The organism is Marivita sp. S2033 (assembly GCF_046592965.1).
Classification (GTDB): Bacteria; Pseudomonadota; Alphaproteobacteria; order Rhodobacterales; family Rhodobacteraceae; genus Marivita.
The window spans coordinates 11,740-27,601 of sequence record NZ_JBISBV010000003.1 but is presented as its reverse complement, the minus strand read 5'-3'; the positions used below and the strand labels follow the sequence as shown (position 1 = coordinate 27,601).

The window sequence follows — 15,862 nt, the reverse complement described above, 5'->3', positions numbered from 1 at the left end:
GTCAGCGCATTTCCTCGACCGGTGTGACGCCCAAGATACCAAGACCTGCGGAAATAACAACCGAGACAGACCGCGCGAGCGCGATTTTCGCCTGTGTTGCCTGGGTGTTGCCTTCCTGCAAAAACCGCAGTTCGGGCACGTCGTTGCCCTTGTTCCAGAGCGCGTGCAATTCCGACGCCAGTTCATAAAGATAGAAGGCGACCCGGTGCGGCTCGTTGGTGCGCGCGGCAATTTCGATCAGGCGCGGCCATTCGGCAAGTTTCCGCGCGACCGCAAGTTCGCTGTCATGCGTCAAGTCCGACAGATCCGCCTGTTCGAGCGTCCCGTCGCCCACATCCATCCCGGCTTCGCGTGCCTTGCGCAGAACCGAGTTCACGCGGGCAACGGCGTATTGCACGTAAAAGACCGGGTTGTCCTTGGATTGCTCAAGCACCTTGTCGAAATCGAAATCGAGCGGTGCATCGTTCTTGCGCGTCAGCATGACAAAGCGCGTCACATCCGGGCCGACCTGTTCAACGACATCGGACAGCGTGACAAATGTGCCTGCCCGCTTGGACATCTTGTAAGGTTCGCCGTTCTTGTAGAGCTTCACCAGTTGCGTCAGCTTGATGTCGAGCGGTGTCTTGCCGTCCGACAGCGCCGAAACGGCAGCCTTCATGCGTTTGACATAACCGCCGTGATCGGCGCCGAAGATGTCGATCAGCAGGTCATAGCCACGCTGGATCTTGTCGTAATGATAGGCGATATCCGGCGCGAAATAGGTCCAGCTGCCATCGGACTTCATGATCGGCCGATCCACGTCGTCGCCATGTTCGGTGGATTTGAACAAGGTCTGCTCGCGCGGTTCCCAGTCCTCGGGCTTCTTGCCCTTGGGGGGTTCCAGCACACCGCGATAGATCAGCCCTTTTTCATCGAGCGCCCGGATGGCGACTTCGATCTTGCCGGTGCCGTAAAGCGACTTCTCGCTGAAGAAATTGTCCATCTCGACGCCCAGCAGGCCAAGATCGACCTTGATGAGCATCATCATCGCATCCGTGGCGTAGTTGCGCACATCTTCGAGCCAGACCTCTTCCGGCTGGTCGATATATTTGTCCCCGACCCGATCCTTGAGCGCTTCGCCCACTTCGATCAGGTAATCACCGGGATAGGTGCCGTCTTCGAACGCGACATCCTGTCCATGCGCTTCAAGATAACGCAGATAAACGGACCGCGCGAGCACATCGACCTGCGCACCGCCGTCGTTGATGTAATATTCGCGCGTGACGTCGTATCCGGCATATTCCAGCAGGGACGCCAGCGAGTCACCGAAAACCGCGCCGCGGGTGTGTCCCACATGGATCGGTCCGGTGGGGTTGGTGCTGACAAACTCGACATTCACCCGCTTGCCCTGCCCGATCACCGAGCGGCCGTAATCGGCACCGCTGGACAGGATCGTTGCGGGCAGACCCTGCCAGACGACATTTTCCAACCGCAGGTTCAGGAACCCTGGCCCGGCAACCTCGGCGCTTGCGACGCGCGGATCAGCGGTCAGACGGTCGGCCAGAGCCTCGGCGATGTCGCGCGGCTTTTGGCCCGCAGGCTTGGCCAGCACCATTGCGGCGTTGGTTGCCATGTCGCCATGCAGCGGATCGCGCGGCGGCTCGACCGTGACGTTCTCAAAGCCAAGCCCGTCCGGCAGCGCGCCATCCGCGACCATTGCGTTCAAACTGTCGATCACCAGCGCCCGAATGTCGGAAAAGAGGTTCATGTCATGCGTCCTTTATCTCGCATGTCCTCTACCACTCTGGCGCGTGGCGTCAAATGGCGCTTAGGCCTGTCCCTCGGCCTTTGCCCGGTGCTCTTTCATCGGCACCATCGCGACCAGCCGCGTGTCGCTCGCTTCCTTGGGTTCGGAGTCCGGGCCCAGAATACGCAACGTGCCCTTGGGTCCGATATCGGCCAGCAAAATGCCCTCGGGATTCTTCTCGCGCCAGTCCTCGAGGGTGAACTCGTCCGACAAGGTGGTCGAGCGGATTTCCCAGCCGTCCCACATGCGATTTTGCACCTCAAGGAACGTTTCGCCCGCGCCAATGGCACGCCCGCCGAGTTTCGGCGGCAGCGCATAACGCTCGCTGTCGGACGTTTCGCGGGCTAGTTGGAACACGTTTTCGCGGCCGAATTCCGGGGCGAGATCGGTGGCGACAAGCGTGTTGTAGGCATCGTTGTCCGTCGCTGCGATCACCGTCTGGTAGGGCATCAGATCAAGCCGATGCTCGGCACCCTCCGACAGGATGTCCCCGGTATATACCCGCAACCCCGCACCACGCGCGTCGCGCAGATGGCTTCGGTTGGGATCAGAGATCATCACCGGAAGATCAAGCTTGGTGAGCGCCTTGCCCAACTCGACCGTCCAGCGGTTGCCCCCGACGATCAACACACCGGGCGACGACGAGGCCGTCAGTCCGAGCAGCCGTGCGAGCGGTTTCAACGTGAAACCGTGCAGGACAACCGTTCCGGCCACGAGCGCAAAGGCAAGCGGCGAAACCTGCGCGGCATCCGAAATCCCCGCTTGTACCAGCCGGTCGCCGAACAACCCCGCGACCGCCACCAGCACCACCCCGCGCGGGCCGGTAAAGGCCACCAGAAGCCGTTCGGCCCAGGGCACATTCGAAAACGCCAGTGAGGCAAGCACCGTCACGGGGCGCGCAATCAGGATGACGGCCAACACCGTGGCGAGAGTTTGCCAGTTCAAACTCGTCAATGTCTCGCGCGTCATGTTCGACGCAAGCAGGATGAACACGCCCGACACCAGCAGGATCGTCGCGTGTTCCTTGAACCGGTGCATCTCGGCATGGCTGGGCAATTTGGAGTTGGCGATCCAGACGCCCATGATGGTGACGGTCAGCAATCCGCTTTCGTGCAGCACCGCGTCGGTGGACGCGAACGCGCCAAGCACTGTTACGAACAGAACCGGCACCTTCATGTATTCGGGCACCCAGCCTTGCTTGAACGACTGCACGATGCCCCAGCCCGCGACAACGCCCGCGATCACCGCCAGGGCGATGCCCACCGCGAGTTCCACGATAGCCTCTTGCGCTGACGCCGAAGCCTGCCAGACCAGAACCACCTCCAGCGCCAGAACCGCCGCCAAAGCGCCCGTCGGGTCGTTGACGATAGCTTCCCACTGCAAAAGCGCTGCCGGACGGCGCTTGAGCCGCGCCTGACGCAGGAGCGGCGAGATCACTGTCGGGCCGGTGACGATCATGATGCCGCCGAAGACCGCGGATGTCGCCCAGCTCAGCCCGCCGACGTAATGCAGCACCGACGCAGACGCGAGCCAGCCAATCGGTGCCCCGACCAACACCAGCCGTTTCACACCGACCGCGGCATCGGTCAGAGATTTGAAATTCAGCGTCAATCCGCCTTCAAACAGGATGATCGCCACCGCAATCGCCACCATCGGCTGCAACAGATCACCAAGCGCGGCCGCCGGGTTGAGAATACCCAGCATCGGGCCGACCACCAAACCCGCAGCGAGCATCAGCACGATTGCCGGCAGGTTCAGCCGCCACGCCAGCCATTGCGCACCCACCCCGAGAACGCCGACAAGCGCAAAGGTGGTCACCGGGTTCAGCCCGACATCTGTAGGTGTTGCCATACGTATTATCCTTCAGGATCGGTCCATTATCACGTCCGACCCGGTCAGGCGCGCATGTTCTTGGAGGGCGAACCGGTCGGTCATCCCGGCTATGTAATCCGCAACGATCCGTGCAAGTTCCGTGTCGGATCGAATTTCGTCAACATCCTTGCGCCACTGCTTTGGCAGAAGCGACGTATCGGACATGTAGAGCGGGAAAAGCGTGTTGATCACATCGCTAACTTGTGCCCGCATTTCAACGACATCCGGCGCGCGGTACATGCGATGGAAGAGGAACTCGCGGATCACCTTGAGTTTGGACCAGAGGTCTGGCGAGAACTGCACCATCATGCGCCCCGCGCCGCGAATGTCGGCTGGCGTCTGCGGAACGAGCGCGGCAAGATTGGCTTGCGTGACATGAATCACATCCGCCACCAGCCGGCCGAAGAACCGGCGCAGAGCCTCATGCCGGCGGCGGTAGTAATTCAGGCCCGGATAGACCCGATCCACCTCGGAAAAACAATCGCTTACGATGGGAAGCTCAGCCAGTTCATCGGTCGAGAACAACCCTGCGCGCAGCCCGTCATGCAGATCGTGGTGATTATAGGCGATATCATCGGACAAGGCCGCGACCTGCGCCTCTGCGCTGGCGTGGGTGTCGAGTTCAAGATCGTGAATGGCATTGTAATCTGCCAGCGCATATGGCACCGGCTCCCCGACCGGGCCATTGTGTTTCGCAATGCCTTCAAGGGTTTCCCAAGTGAGGTTCAACCCGTCAAACTCGGCGTAATGGCGCTCTAGCGAGGTCACGATGCGGATCGCCTGCGCGTTGTGGTCAAACCCGCCATAGGGTCGCATCAACCCGTTCAACGCATCCTCGCCTGTGTGCCCGAACGGGGTGTGCCCCAGATCATGCGCCAGCGCGACCGCTTCGGTCAGTTCGAGATCAAGACCCAGCGTCTTGGCGATTGTGCGTGCCACCTGCCCGACTTCGATCGAATGGGTCAGCCGGGTACGGAAATAATCACCCTCATGCTCGATGAACACCTGGGTCTTGTGTTTGAGCCGCCGAAACGCCGACGCATGGATGATGCGGTCGCGGTCGCGCTGGAAGCACGAGCGGAATTCGCTTTCCTCCTCCGGATAAAGCCTGCCGCGCGATCCCGAAGGCTCGCATGCAAATCGCGCCGTCATTCCAGCACCGCCTGTTCTTGTCGCCTGTCCCGTTCGACCTTATATTCGCTAACAGACGTGAATTAAAGCAAACCCGAGGTTTCCATGCAGTTGCCCCCCAAAGTCACCGACCGCGCCTTTGAACGCCTGTCCGAAATCGGCGCCAAAGCCGACGGCAAGGCGCTGCGCGTCGCCGTCGAGGGCGGCGGGTGTTCGGGGTTTCAATACGAGATCAAGCTTGACGCGCCGGCCGAGGATGATCTCGTGCTCGAGGGATGCGGTGAACAGGTGGTTGTGGACGCGGTGTCGCTGCCGTTTCTGGCAAATGCCGTCATCGACTTTTCCGAGGAATTGATCGGCGCGCGTTTCGTGATCGAGAACCCGAACGCGTCGTCCTCCTGCGGCTGCGGCACCAGCTTCTCGATGTGAGGAATGGGGGCTCTGCCCCCGGCGCCTTGCGCCTCCCCCGAGGTATTTTCGGCCCAAAGAAGCCTGAGGCTCAGGTGCTTCTGGCGAATCCGTGGAAGAAATCTTCGAAATGGGTCGATGAGATCTCGGCTTGCGACAGCACGTCCATTGCGCGCGGTGACAGCGCGTCTTCCATGTGCAGGCGCATCGACAGCCAGTCGCCGCTGCGCGCCTCGTCGAGATTGAACATCGCTTCCGACATCTCGCGCATCGGGGTGGCGCGATCCGCGCTGCGGTCAAAGCGCATCCGCTCATCGGTGAACGCTTTGACAAAGGCGGCGTCGCCGGTGGCGGCCTGGTGCCAGTTGCACACCAGAAATTCGTGGTAGTCGTCCTGAACACTGACCTCGGGGCCGTCGGTGACGGTAAACAACGCCGTTTCGCGCTTGAGCCAGTCGGTCCACATCGGCGGCGGTGTTTCGTGAGCGTAGGTCATCGCGATGCAAATTTCCGAGAGCAGATCGGCGTTTTGCTCGATAAAGGCGAGCAATCCGGCAAAGTGCAGGCTGCGCTTGCCGGCGTCGTCTAGCTGCGGGTCACGGCGGCCGTATTCGCTGAGGTAGAACACGATATGAGTGAGTTCGTAGGCGGCCTTCTTGTTGGGCAGCGCGAACGTGTCCGAGCGCGCCATGAAGTTGCGAGCGCGTTGCTCCAGTGCGGGAACGTCTCCGGCCGGGGTCACACCACGCCGCGCCATCAGGCGGACCGCCTCGAGTCGTTGCAGATCGGAGAGTTCGGCCTGAGCCAGACTTTGCGCATCTGCCCAGCGGACGAGCTTTTCGGCTTGCGTGCCCGCCATCCCCAAGTCTTCGAGATCAAGCGAGATGGAGAGGAAAAAGCGATAATACTGTGGAAAGAAGCGCATGCGCTTTTCCACGCTTTGATAAAAGCCAACGTAGGGTTCCAGCGCCGCGCGGCCCGGTTCGGTGCCGGTGCATTCCAGAATATTCAGGACTTCGGCGTTTTCCTTCAGCCAGAACACATCGTCGCCAAAGCGGCGATGTTGGGCAAAGCAGTCCAGAAGCGCGCCGAGACGCGCCTCTTGCGTATCGATCCGGGACGGGGGGGTGAGTTGGATGACGTTTGTCATGGTCATGCCTCCTGATGGGGTCAAAAGGACGGCCACCCCGTCCCGGGTCATTGTCGCTCGTTATGCCGTGGTCGGGCGCGACGCGGACATGATCGCCTCGACGGCGTCGCCTGTGCTCGCGTCGGACGTGGTCGGCGTGGAGGCGGACATGATCATCTCGACAGCATCGCCTGTGCGGGCATCGGACGTGGTCGGCGTGGAGGCCGACATGATCATTTCGACAGCATCGCCGGTGCGCGCGTCGGAGGTGGTCGGCGTGGAGGCGGACATGATCATTTCGACCGCGTCGCCGGTGCTCGCGTCGGAGGTGGTCGGCGTTGAGGCCGACATGATCATCTCGACAGCATCGCCGGTGCGGGCGTCGGACGTGGTCGGCGTGGAGGCGGACATGATCATCTCGACCGCATCGCCGCTGCGGGCATCGGATGTGGTCGGCGTGGAGGCCGACATGATCATCTCGACAGCGTCGCCGGTGCGGGCATCGGAGGTGGTCGGCGTGGAGGCGGACATGATCATTTCGACAGCATCGCCGCTGCGCATGTCGGACAGGGTTGGTGTGGAGGCCGACATGATCATCTCGACGGCATCGCCGGAATGGATGTCGTTGAGATCCGCGATATTGCGCTGATCTTTAACGAGGAATTCAGTATTCAGTGTTTTACGAAGTGCAGTCATTGGAGCCTCCTGTGGCGTAGTTGATGGCATCAGGCTGGCACGCAAAAATTGCATTTGAGAAGATTAATTCTTGTTAAGGATGTGCTCTGGAATGTTATCCACATGAAGACTCTCGCATAGGTTGTTCTTCATGCGCGGGACTCTGGGTTATCCACAAACACAAGAAAATTGTGGATAAATTTGCGATCGCGCCCTCGGAGTGGCCAAGAGCTATCCTGCCGGCCCCGACATGCGCGACTCACCCGACAAGACCGGCCATCAGAGCGTCTCGATTCGGGGCAATCGCGGCTTGTGTGCGCCGCCGCAACTTGGGATAGAGACGACAGTTCGGGAGGTTCACGATGAAAATTGCCACGTTCAACATCAACGGGATCAAGGCCCGCCTGCCCGCCCTGACGGATTGGCTGAGAGACAGCGCGCCGGATGTGGCGCTGCTGCAAGAGATCAAATCGGTGGATGACGCGTTTCCGCGCGAGGCGATCGAGGATCTGGGCTACACGGTAGAGACACACGGGCAAAAGGGATTCAACGGCGTCGCGATCCTGTCAAAGCTGCCGCTTGAGGATGTCACGCATGGCCTGCCCGGCGACGAAGATGACGAACAGGCCCGCTGGATCGAAGCGACGGTGATCGGTGAAAGCGACGCGGTGCGGCTGTGCGGGCTATACCTGCCCAATGGCAACCCGGCACCGGGCCCGAAATACGACTATAAACTGGCCTGGATGAAGCGGCTCAAGGCGCGCGCGCAGGAATTGCTGGCAGACGAAATGCCCGCGCTGATGGCAGGAGACTATAACGTCATCCCGCAACCCGAGGACGCCGCGAGGCCGGAGAAATGGGTCGATGATGCCCTGTTCCTGCCGCAAACCCGCGCCGCGTTCCGCGAGATCGTCAACCTTGGTTTCACCGAAGCGTTCCGCGCCCGCACCCAAGGTCCTGGGCATTATACGTTCTGGGATTACCAGGCCGGCGCATGGGAACGGAACAACGGCATCCGCATCGACCATTTCCTGCTGACACCCTCATGTGCAGACATGTTGACCGATTGCTGGATCGAAAGCGCGGTGCGCGGGCGCGAAAAGCCGTCCGATCACGTGCCGGTCTGGGTGTCTCTGACAGCCTGACACTGCGTCGCCTTGCGCTATATGTCGAGGCGGCATACATGCATTTTGAATACCAATAACGGAGGGTCGCCCAATGGCCATACAAGCGCAGGAAATCGAAGATCTGATCCGCGCAGAGTTTCCCAACGCCCAGATCACGATCACCGATCTAGCTGGCGACGGAAACCATTATGCGGCGGAAGTTGTCGATGAGAGCTTCAAGGGCAAGAACCGGGTGCAACAGCAGCGCGCGGTCTATGCGGCGCTCAAGGGCAAGATGGACGGCGCGCAGGGCGAGCTGCACGCGCTGGCATTGACCACCAAGGCGCCGGAGTGATCCTTTGGGCGACGTTCTGACACTCCTGAACAACAGCTGGCCGGTTCTGGCCGCGCTGGCACTGGTCGGGGTGATCACCTTTGGGGCGACAATGCCCTATATTCGGCGGGATAAGGCCCGCCGCGAAGAGATGGAGAAAGACAATGACTGACGCGAAACAGCAGATCAAGGACACCGTCACATCCAACGATGTCGTGCTGTTCATGAAGGGCACCAAGGCGATGCCACAATGCGGATTCTCCAGCCGGGTGGCTGGAGTTCTGAATTACATGGCGATCGACTACGCGGATGTGAACGTTCTGGAAGACGAGAACATCCGTCAGGCGATCAAGGACTATTCCGACTGGCCGACCATTCCGCAGCTTTATGTCAAAGGCGAATTTGTCGGCGGGTGCGACATCATCACCGAGATGACCCTGTCTGGCGAATTGGACAAACTGTTTGCCGACAACGGCGTCAGCTATGACAAGGATGCCGCCGAAAAGATCCGCGAAGCGAACGCCTGAGCCGTCCCGCGATCATTACGAAAAACGGCGCCTCAGCGGGCGCCGTTTTCTGTTTCAGTCGGTCGATCACCCTAGCCTGCCTTCTCCTCGACATCTCGCGCCAAGGCTTCGGCCCGCGCCGCGATTTCCTGCAAGGTCTCGGTCACTTCGGTGGGCACGACCGGCACCTCGACCCGTTCGGGTTCGGGGGGCGGCGCTTCCTTGAGGCTGCGCAGTTCCGAGAGATATCCCGATGCGCGATCCTCGGTCTCGCGCAGCTTGTCTTCGAGACCGGCCGTCTTGTCGGCCAGCATCAGCCCCGCCATCAGCAGCATGCGCGCCTCGGGGATGCGGCCGACCTGTTGCGCGAGAACCTGGGCTTCCGTGTCTAGCATCCGGGCGGCTGACAGCAGGTACTTTTCTTCGCCGTCCTGACAGGCGACGTCAAAGCTGCGACCGCCGATGTTGATTTCGATCTCGGGCATCAGTTGGCCTCCTGTTCAAGTGCAGCCGTTTCCAACAGCGGCGTGAGCGCTGCCCAGACCGCCTGCGTCTCGGCGATCTCGACCGCGCGGGCGGCGCGCAGCCCTTCCAGTTCGGCCAGCATCGCCTTGTTGATCAGGTGCGGCTCGCCGACATTTTCGGCCAGCGCTTCGCGCAGTTCCTCATTGGTGGTGCGCAGCATCTCGTTGGCCTTGCGCAAGCGCTGCAAATCCTGATCGAGCGCGGCCACATCGACCAGAGGTCCGGCCGGTTCAGGCGTCGCGGCCTGCCGCGCGGCCTCGAGTTCGTGTTTGTGCGTCTCGTGCAGGCGACGCACACGCTCTTCAAGCTGCGCGTTGGCCAGCTTCTCTTCCTCCAGCGCCTCTTTGAGACGGGTCACCTCGTCGAGACGGGTCACCTCGTCCGGGCCCCCCTCCGGCGCGGGTGGTGCAACCGCAGCGGCGGCGGCACGTGCTTCGATCTGGGCCACGCCCTGTGTCACCCTGTCCAGCGCCGCTGTGATGCGGTGTTGCAAGTCGTCGATCTGGGTCATTTTCCTGATCCCCGTTTGTTGGCGGTCTGGCCCTCAAGGCGTGTAGCCAGACACATTTTTCCGTGCGCTCGAAACGAATCGCTCCGTCCTCTTAACGTGAAAGTTTAACAATCTGCTGGCGAAAATGCGCCCCCCTATGCGCATCATGCCACGGCCCGCGCCTTGAACTCTGACGCAACACTGGTATGGAACGGCCTGAATGACCTCTGCACCCTTATGACAAGGACGACATGGCCCGTGGATATCGACACTCTCAAAGCGCAAAACCCTGACCACTGGTCCAAAGCCGCCGCCATTCGCGCGCTGACGCTGGATGCCGTGGCCGAAGCCAATTCCGGCCATTCCGGCATGCCCATCGGCATGGCGGATGTGGCGACCGTGCTCTATCAGAAGCATCTGAAATTCGACGCCGCGCACCCGGATTGGCATGATCGCGACCGCTTCATCCTGTCGGCGGGCCACGGCTCGATGCTTCTTTACTCGCTGCTTTACCTTGTCGGCGATCCCGAGATCACGCTCGAAGAGATCAAGAATTTCCGCCAGTGGGGCGCGAAAACTGCCGGGCATCCCGAGAACTTTCTGGCGCAAGCCATCGAGACGACAACCGGCCCGCTGGGTCAGGGCGTCGCGAACTCGGTCGGCTTTGCGATGGCCGAAGAAGCCCTGCGCGCACGGTTCGGCGCCAAGCTGGTCGATCATCACACCTATGTCATGGCCGGCGACGGCTGTCTGATGGAGGGCATCAGCCATGAGGCCATCGGCATCGCCGGTCGCCAGAAACTGTCGAAACTGATACTGTTCTGGGACAACAACGACATCACGATCGACGGCACTGTCGAGCTGTCGGACCGCACCGATCAGGTTGCGCGGTTCGAAGCCGCAGGCTGGCATGTGCAGGACATTGACGGTCACGACCCCGACGCGATTGACGCCGCGATCACAGCGGCCAAGAAAGACGACCGCCCGTCGATGATCGCCTGCAAGACGCATATCGCGCTCGGCCACGCGGCGCAGGACACGTCCAAGGGCCACGGCGCGCTGACCGATCCCGAGCAGAACGCCGCCGCCAAGGCCGAATGGGGCTGGACCACCGGCCCGTTCGAAGTCCCTGCCGACACCAAAGCCGAGTGGGAAGAGATTGGCCGGCGCGGCGCGTCCGAGCGGCAATCGTGGGAAGAGCGGCTGAACAACGTTTCTGAGTCCAAACAGGCCGAGTTCGCCCGCACGATGGCAGGCGATGCGCCGAAAAAGCTGTCCTCGACCATCAAGGCGCTGAAAAAGCAGATCACCGAAACCAAACCCAAGGTGGCGACGCGCAAAAGCTCGGAAATGGTGCTGGAAGTCGTGAACCCAATCCTGCCGGAAACTTTCGGCGGCTCGGCTGACCTGACGGGGTCGAACAACACCAAGACCGGCGATCTGGATGTCTTTGACATCGACAATCGCGCGGGCCGCTACATGTACTGGGGCATCCGTGAACACGGCATGGCCTCGGCGATGAACGGCATGGCGCTGCATGGCGGCATCCGCCCCTATGGCGGCACGTTCATGTGCTTCACCGACTATGCGCGCCCCGCGATGCGTCTGGCCGCGCTGATGAAAGTGCCGACGGTCTTTGTAATGACCCATGACAGCATCGGCCTTGGCGAAGATGGCCCGACGCACCAGCCGGTCGAGCATCTGGCGATCAGCCGCGCGACGCCGAACACGCTGGTGTTCCGCCCCGCCGATACTGTCGAGACAGCCGAGGCCTGGGAACTCGCACTGACGCAGAAGTCCACACCGTCCGTGCTGTCGCTCACCCGTCAGGGACTTTCGACCGTGCGCACCGAGCACAAGACCAAGAACATAGTCGCGCAAGGTGCCTATGTTCTGGCCGATGCCGAAGGAAAGCGTCAGGCGATCCTGATGGCGACCGGATCCGAGGTCGAGATTGCGATGGCCGCGCGTGACATCCTGCAAGCCGAGGGCATCGGCACGCGTGTCGTGTCCATGCCGTGCTGGGAATTGTTCGAAGCGCAGGAAGAGCGGTATCGCAAGCGCGTATTGCCCGGTGGCCCCGTCCGCGTCGCGATCGAGGCCGGTGTGCGCTTTGGCTGGGATCGCTGGCTCTTTGGCGAGCGCGGCAAGCGCGAGAAATCAGGCTTTGTCGGGATGCACGGGTTTGGCGCGTCCGCACCTGCCGAAACGCTTTACGAAAAGTTCGGCATCACCGCCGAGGCGACAGCGCAAAAGGTGCGCGACCTGATCGAAGGCCGTTGGCAGGCCGACACCACCGCCTGAACCTCGGTACAGGTGAATGGCATAAGGGGGGCACCGCGCCCCCCTTTTTTATGATCTGTCACGACCATGGCCCAGATAACAGGCGTGTGACGGAACAGGCGTTTAAATGCGGAGTTGAACCTCTACACCGTTCCATCACAGGAGATTTACATCATGATCCGCTCAGTTCTCGTCATCACCACCGCTCTTGCCGCAGCGCCCCTCGCCGCGCAGACATTTGAGTGGGGCGAACGCAACACCGATTTCGAACCCGCAAGCGACAGCCAGTTCCGCGCCCCGCTGACCGACAGCGGCATCGCCTTGAAACACGAAGTCGTCGCTGACGGGCTTGTCCATCCCTGGGGTATCGCTGTCCTTGGCAACAACGAAGGATACCTCGTCACCGAACGCCCCGGACGGCTGCGCCATATCGCGTTTGACGGTACGGTCTCCGAGCCGATCAGCGGCACGCCGGACGTACTGGCTGAAGAACAGGGCGGCTTGCTTGACGTAAAGCTCGGGCCGAATTTCGCACAGGACCGACGCGTTTACCTGACCTATGCCAAACCGCTCGAAGACGGCACGTCGGCAACTGCTGCGGCGTATGGTACATTGTCCGAGGATCTTACCTCACTGTCCGACGTGACCGAGATCTTCGTACAGACACCGGGATCGACCGCGCCGATGCATTATGGCTCGCGCATCGTGTTCAATGACGGCTATGCCTACATCACGACCGGCGAGCATTTCACGCAAGAGTACCGTGAATACGCGCAGGATCTCGACAAGACCTATGGCAAGATCGTTCGCCTGACACTGGATGGCGAGGTGCCTGAAGACAATCCCTTCGTCGGCCAGGACGGCGCACTGGACGAGATCTGGAGCACCGGCCACCGCAATATCCAGGGCGCAATGTTCCGGGGCGATGAGCTTTGGGCCATCGAACACGGGCCCAAAGGCGGTGACGAGTTGAACCTCATAAAACCCGGCCTGAACTATGGCTGGCCCGTCATTTCCTACGGCAAGCAGTATAGCGGCGATCCGATCGGAACGGGCAAAGCGCAACAGGACGGCATGGAACAGCCGGTCTATTTCTGGGATCCGGTAATCGCCCCCGGTGACATGACGACCTATGACGGCTTTCTGTTCAACGATTGGGAAGATGACGTGTTCATCGGCTCGCTGGTTCCGGGCGGCATCGTTCGACTGGCGATGAGCGACGGCACCGTCGAGGCCGAGGAACGCCTGCTGATGGAGTTGGGCCGGGTGCGCGATGTCGATGCCCAGGAAGATGGCGCCCTGGTCGCGATCACCGACAAGGAGAACGGCGCTCTCGTGCGGATCACGCGCGACATGGACTGAGCCGCTCCGGATTCCGGCCCGGAGCGCTCGCGCTTTAGGCTTTGGAAAACAACCCTGTCGCGCCGTTCCAGAGCGGCGCGACAATCTTGACGCCAATGGGGATCAGGATCAGCCCCCACGCCAGACCGAGGACAAAATCGGCACTCGCCGTGACGATCCATTGCAGCGCAGGCTCCCCTGCCCCAAAGGCAACGGCCCAATGATGGATGGTCTCTTCGGGGTAATGCCAGCCCATCTGCGCCAGCGAGTGAACGATGATCGAGCCGCCGACCCAAAGCATCGCCGCCGTTCCGATGATGGTCAGCGCCTTGAGCAGCCACGGCATGAACTTGACCACGCCCCGGCCAAACGCGCGCGTGGCGTTCCAGGTGCCCACCTGGCTGAGCCAGAGGCCGACATCATCCATCTTGACGATCACCGCAACCGCTCCGTAAACGGCGGCCGTCACCATGACGCCGACCAGCGCGAGCGTTGCGCCCTGCATCCAGACGCTGCCGGGTTCGATCACCGACAAGGCGATTGTCATGATCTCGGCTGACAGGATGAAGTCGGTCTTGATTGCGCCCTTGATCTTCCGCTCCTCCAGATGCAGCGGGTCTTCGACGGCGTGGCTGCCATCGGGCCCGGCACCATGACCGTGCCGCGACATCACCACATGCGCAATCTTCTCCGCGCCCTCGAAACACAGGTAACTGCCGCCAAGGATCAACAAGGGTGGAATCATCCACGGTGCAAAGCTTGCCATGAGAAGCGCCGCCGGCAACAGGAACACCAGCTTGTTGATCAGTGATCCCCGCGCGATGCGCCAGATGATTGGCAATTCGCGCGCCGGGGCAAAGCCTTGCAGGTATTTCGGCGTCACCGCCGCATCGTCGATCAGAACGCCCGCTGTCTTTGACCCCGCTTTCGCCGCTGCCGCGCCGATATCATCGACCGAGGCTGCGGCCACTTTGGCAATTCCCGCCACATCGTCCAGCAAAGCCAGCAATCCGCTCATTCCGTTCCTCCAGTTTCCGCTTTGGTCCAGACATAGCGACTTGCAGCGACCGCCACCAGTTTCAACCCGACATCCCAAGCAAACGCGCCGTTACCGCAAACTGTTTCAAAAGCCGACGGATTTGTTAGCGCAAGCACGGGACAGCACGTCACATTTAACGCTAACATGTTGTCAGAAAAAGACTTTTGGCTTTCCCCAAAAGGTTTGGCTGGCTATACGCCGAGACAAGCAAGTTGCAGGAGACACGGGTCATGACAGTCACTCTGGGAATCAACGGGTTCGGTCGCATCGGCCGCTCCACGCTGGCACATATCGCCGAAAGCTCTCGCAACGATGTGCAGGTGGTCAAGATCAACGCCACCGGCCCGATTGAAACCAACGCCCATCTGCTGCGCTATGATAGCGTGCATGGCCGTTTTGGCGGCGACGTCAAGGTCAGCGGCTCCACGATGGATCTGGGCCGTGGTCCGATGCAGGTGTTCTCGACATACGATCCGTCCGAGCTTGACTGGTCGGGCTGCGATGTGGTGCTCGAATGTACCGGCAAATTCAACGACGGTCATAAAGCCGGCGTTCACATGGAGCGTGGCGCGCGGTCAGTGCTGATCTCTGCCCCGGCGAAGAACGTGCAGAAAACCGTGGTCTACGGCGTCAACCATCGCGATCTAGCGGCGGGTGACCTGATGGTCTCCAACGGCTCCTGCACCACCAATTGCCTGGCTCCGCTCGCCAAGGTGCTGGATGAGGCCATCGGCATCGAATCCGGCATCATGACGACGATCCATTCCTATACCGGCGACCAGCCGACGCTTGATCGCCGTCACGACGATCTCTACCGCGCCCGCGCCGCCGCAATGGCGATGATACCCACATCCACCGGCGCCGCCAAGGCGCTTGGAGAGGTGTTGCCCAACCTCAAGGGCAAGCTTGATGGTTCCGCCGTGCGCGTCCCGACGCCGAACGTCTCGGCAGTCGATCTGACGTTCTACGCCAAGAAGGACGTGACGGTCGCCGATGTGAACGAGGTTGTCCGCGAGGCGGCCGCGACACACATGGGAACGGTCCTGTCCTACGACCCCGAACCCAAGGTCTCCATCGACTTCAACCACACCACCTACAGCTCGATCTTCGCGCCCGACCAGACCAAGGTCGTGGGCGGGCGCATGGTGCGGGTGCTGGCGTGGTACGACAACGAATGGGGCTTTTCCGCCCGCATGGCCGACGTCGCAGGCGCGATGGGACGTTTGCTGCACTGAGA

General features: G+C 61.2%; 16 protein-coding genes. 8 read left to right on the top strand and 8 right to left on the bottom strand.

The features are described from left to right. Position 1: 1 nt before the first annotated feature. From argS to ACGKZZ_RS06835, 3 genes are read right to left on the bottom strand one after another with little or no spacing between them, the layout of a single operon-like run. A complete protein-coding gene (gene argS / locus ACGKZZ_RS06845) occupies positions 2-1,747 on the bottom strand; it encodes an arginine--tRNA ligase (RefSeq protein ID WP_411222765.1) in 1,746 nt (581 codons plus the stop codon). A gap of 60 nt (positions 1,748-1,807) precedes the next feature. Next, positions 1,808-3,637 (bottom strand): cation:proton antiporter, encoded by a 1,830-nt coding sequence (locus ACGKZZ_RS06840; protein WP_411222764.1) that lies wholly within the window; start codon positions 3,635-3,637, stop codon positions 1,808-1,810. A 12-nt stretch (positions 3,638-3,649) separates the two neighbouring features. Next, entirely contained in the window at positions 3,650-4,810 is a 1,161-nt protein-coding gene (locus ACGKZZ_RS06835) for a deoxyguanosinetriphosphate triphosphohydrolase (protein WP_411222763.1), read from the bottom strand. 84 nt (positions 4,811-4,894) lie between these two features. Between ACGKZZ_RS06835 and ACGKZZ_RS06830 the strand changes: the two genes are divergently transcribed. After that, complete coding sequence (locus ACGKZZ_RS06830) at positions 4,895-5,218, top strand: HesB/IscA family protein (protein ID WP_411222762.1); 324 nt, start codon at positions 4,895-4,897, stop codon at positions 5,216-5,218. 70 nt (positions 5,219-5,288) lie between these two features. Here the strand turns inward: ACGKZZ_RS06830 and ACGKZZ_RS06825 are convergent, their stop codons facing one another. Continuing rightward, the gene (locus ACGKZZ_RS06825) at positions 5,289-6,347 is read right to left on the bottom strand and encodes a DUF6902 family protein (protein ID WP_411222761.1); all 1,059 of its coding nucleotides are present in this window, start codon (positions 6,345-6,347) and stop codon (positions 5,289-5,291) included. A gap of 60 nt (positions 6,348-6,407) precedes the next feature. Then, positions 6,408-7,022, bottom strand: a complete 615-nt coding sequence (locus tag ACGKZZ_RS06820) for a hypothetical protein (RefSeq protein ID WP_411222760.1) — start codon at positions 7,020-7,022, stop codon at positions 6,408-6,410. Between the two features lie 341 nt (positions 7,023-7,363). On the opposite strand from ACGKZZ_RS06820, the gene xth reads away from it, so the two are divergent. The 4 genes from xth (at position 7,364) to grxD (ending at position 8,968) form a co-directional block, all read left to right on the top strand. Continuing rightward, positions 7,364-8,146 carry an exodeoxyribonuclease III gene (gene xth, locus ACGKZZ_RS06815; protein WP_411222759.1) on the top strand — a complete coding sequence of 261 codons (783 nt, stop codon included), beginning with the start codon at positions 7,364-7,366 and terminating at the stop codon, positions 8,144-8,146. Between the two features lie 73 nt (positions 8,147-8,219). After that, positions 8,220-8,462: a BolA/IbaG family iron-sulfur metabolism protein gene (locus ACGKZZ_RS06810; RefSeq protein ID WP_411222758.1), complete on the top strand. Its 243-nt coding sequence runs from the start codon at positions 8,220-8,222 to the stop codon at positions 8,460-8,462. 4 nt (positions 8,463-8,466) lie between these two features. Further along, positions 8,467-8,613 carry a hypothetical protein gene (locus tag ACGKZZ_RS06805; protein ID WP_411222757.1) on the top strand — a complete coding sequence of 49 codons (147 nt, stop codon included), beginning with the start codon at positions 8,467-8,469 and terminating at the stop codon, positions 8,611-8,613. Further along, positions 8,606-8,968, top strand: a complete 363-nt coding sequence (gene grxD, locus ACGKZZ_RS06800) for a Grx4 family monothiol glutaredoxin (RefSeq protein WP_411222756.1) — start codon at positions 8,606-8,608, stop codon at positions 8,966-8,968. Before ACGKZZ_RS06805 ends, grxD begins: the two co-directional genes overlap by 8 nt. 71 nt (positions 8,969-9,039) lie before the next feature. On the opposite strand, the gene ACGKZZ_RS06795 is transcribed toward grxD, so the two are convergent. Together ACGKZZ_RS06795 and ACGKZZ_RS06790 are read right to left on the bottom strand one after the other, a co-directional pair. Next, positions 9,040-9,432, bottom strand: a complete 393-nt coding sequence (locus tag ACGKZZ_RS06795) for a cell division protein ZapA (protein ID WP_411222755.1) — start codon at positions 9,430-9,432, stop codon at positions 9,040-9,042. Next, on the bottom strand, positions 9,432-9,983 hold the full coding sequence (locus ACGKZZ_RS06790; RefSeq protein WP_411222754.1) for a hypothetical protein: 552 nt from the start codon (positions 9,981-9,983) through the stop codon (positions 9,432-9,434). Before ACGKZZ_RS06790 ends, ACGKZZ_RS06795 begins: the two co-directional genes overlap by 1 nt. Positions 9,984-10,199: 216 nt before the next feature. Here ACGKZZ_RS06790 and tkt point away from each other — a divergent pair, with 216 nt between their 5' ends. After that, entirely contained in the window at positions 10,200-12,266 is a 2,067-nt protein-coding gene (tkt, locus tag ACGKZZ_RS06785) for a transketolase (protein WP_411222753.1), read from the top strand. Positions 12,267-12,419: 153 nt separating this feature from the next. Beyond that, positions 12,420-13,607 (top strand): PQQ-dependent sugar dehydrogenase, encoded by a 1,188-nt coding sequence (locus ACGKZZ_RS06780; RefSeq protein ID WP_411222752.1) that lies wholly within the window; start codon positions 12,420-12,422, stop codon positions 13,605-13,607. A 34-nt stretch (positions 13,608-13,641) separates the two neighbouring features. Here the strand turns inward: ACGKZZ_RS06780 and ACGKZZ_RS06775 are convergent, their stop codons facing one another. Next, positions 13,642-14,604, bottom strand: a complete 963-nt coding sequence (locus tag ACGKZZ_RS06775; protein WP_411222751.1) for a DUF808 domain-containing protein — start codon at positions 14,602-14,604, stop codon at positions 13,642-13,644. 251 nt (positions 14,605-14,855) lie between these two features. Here ACGKZZ_RS06775 and gap point away from each other — a divergent pair, with 251 nt between their 5' ends. Continuing rightward, positions 14,856-15,860: a type I glyceraldehyde-3-phosphate dehydrogenase gene (gene gap / locus ACGKZZ_RS06770; protein ID WP_411222750.1), complete on the top strand. Its 1,005-nt coding sequence runs from the start codon at positions 14,856-14,858 to the stop codon at positions 15,858-15,860. Positions 15,861-15,862 lie beyond the last annotated feature (2 nt).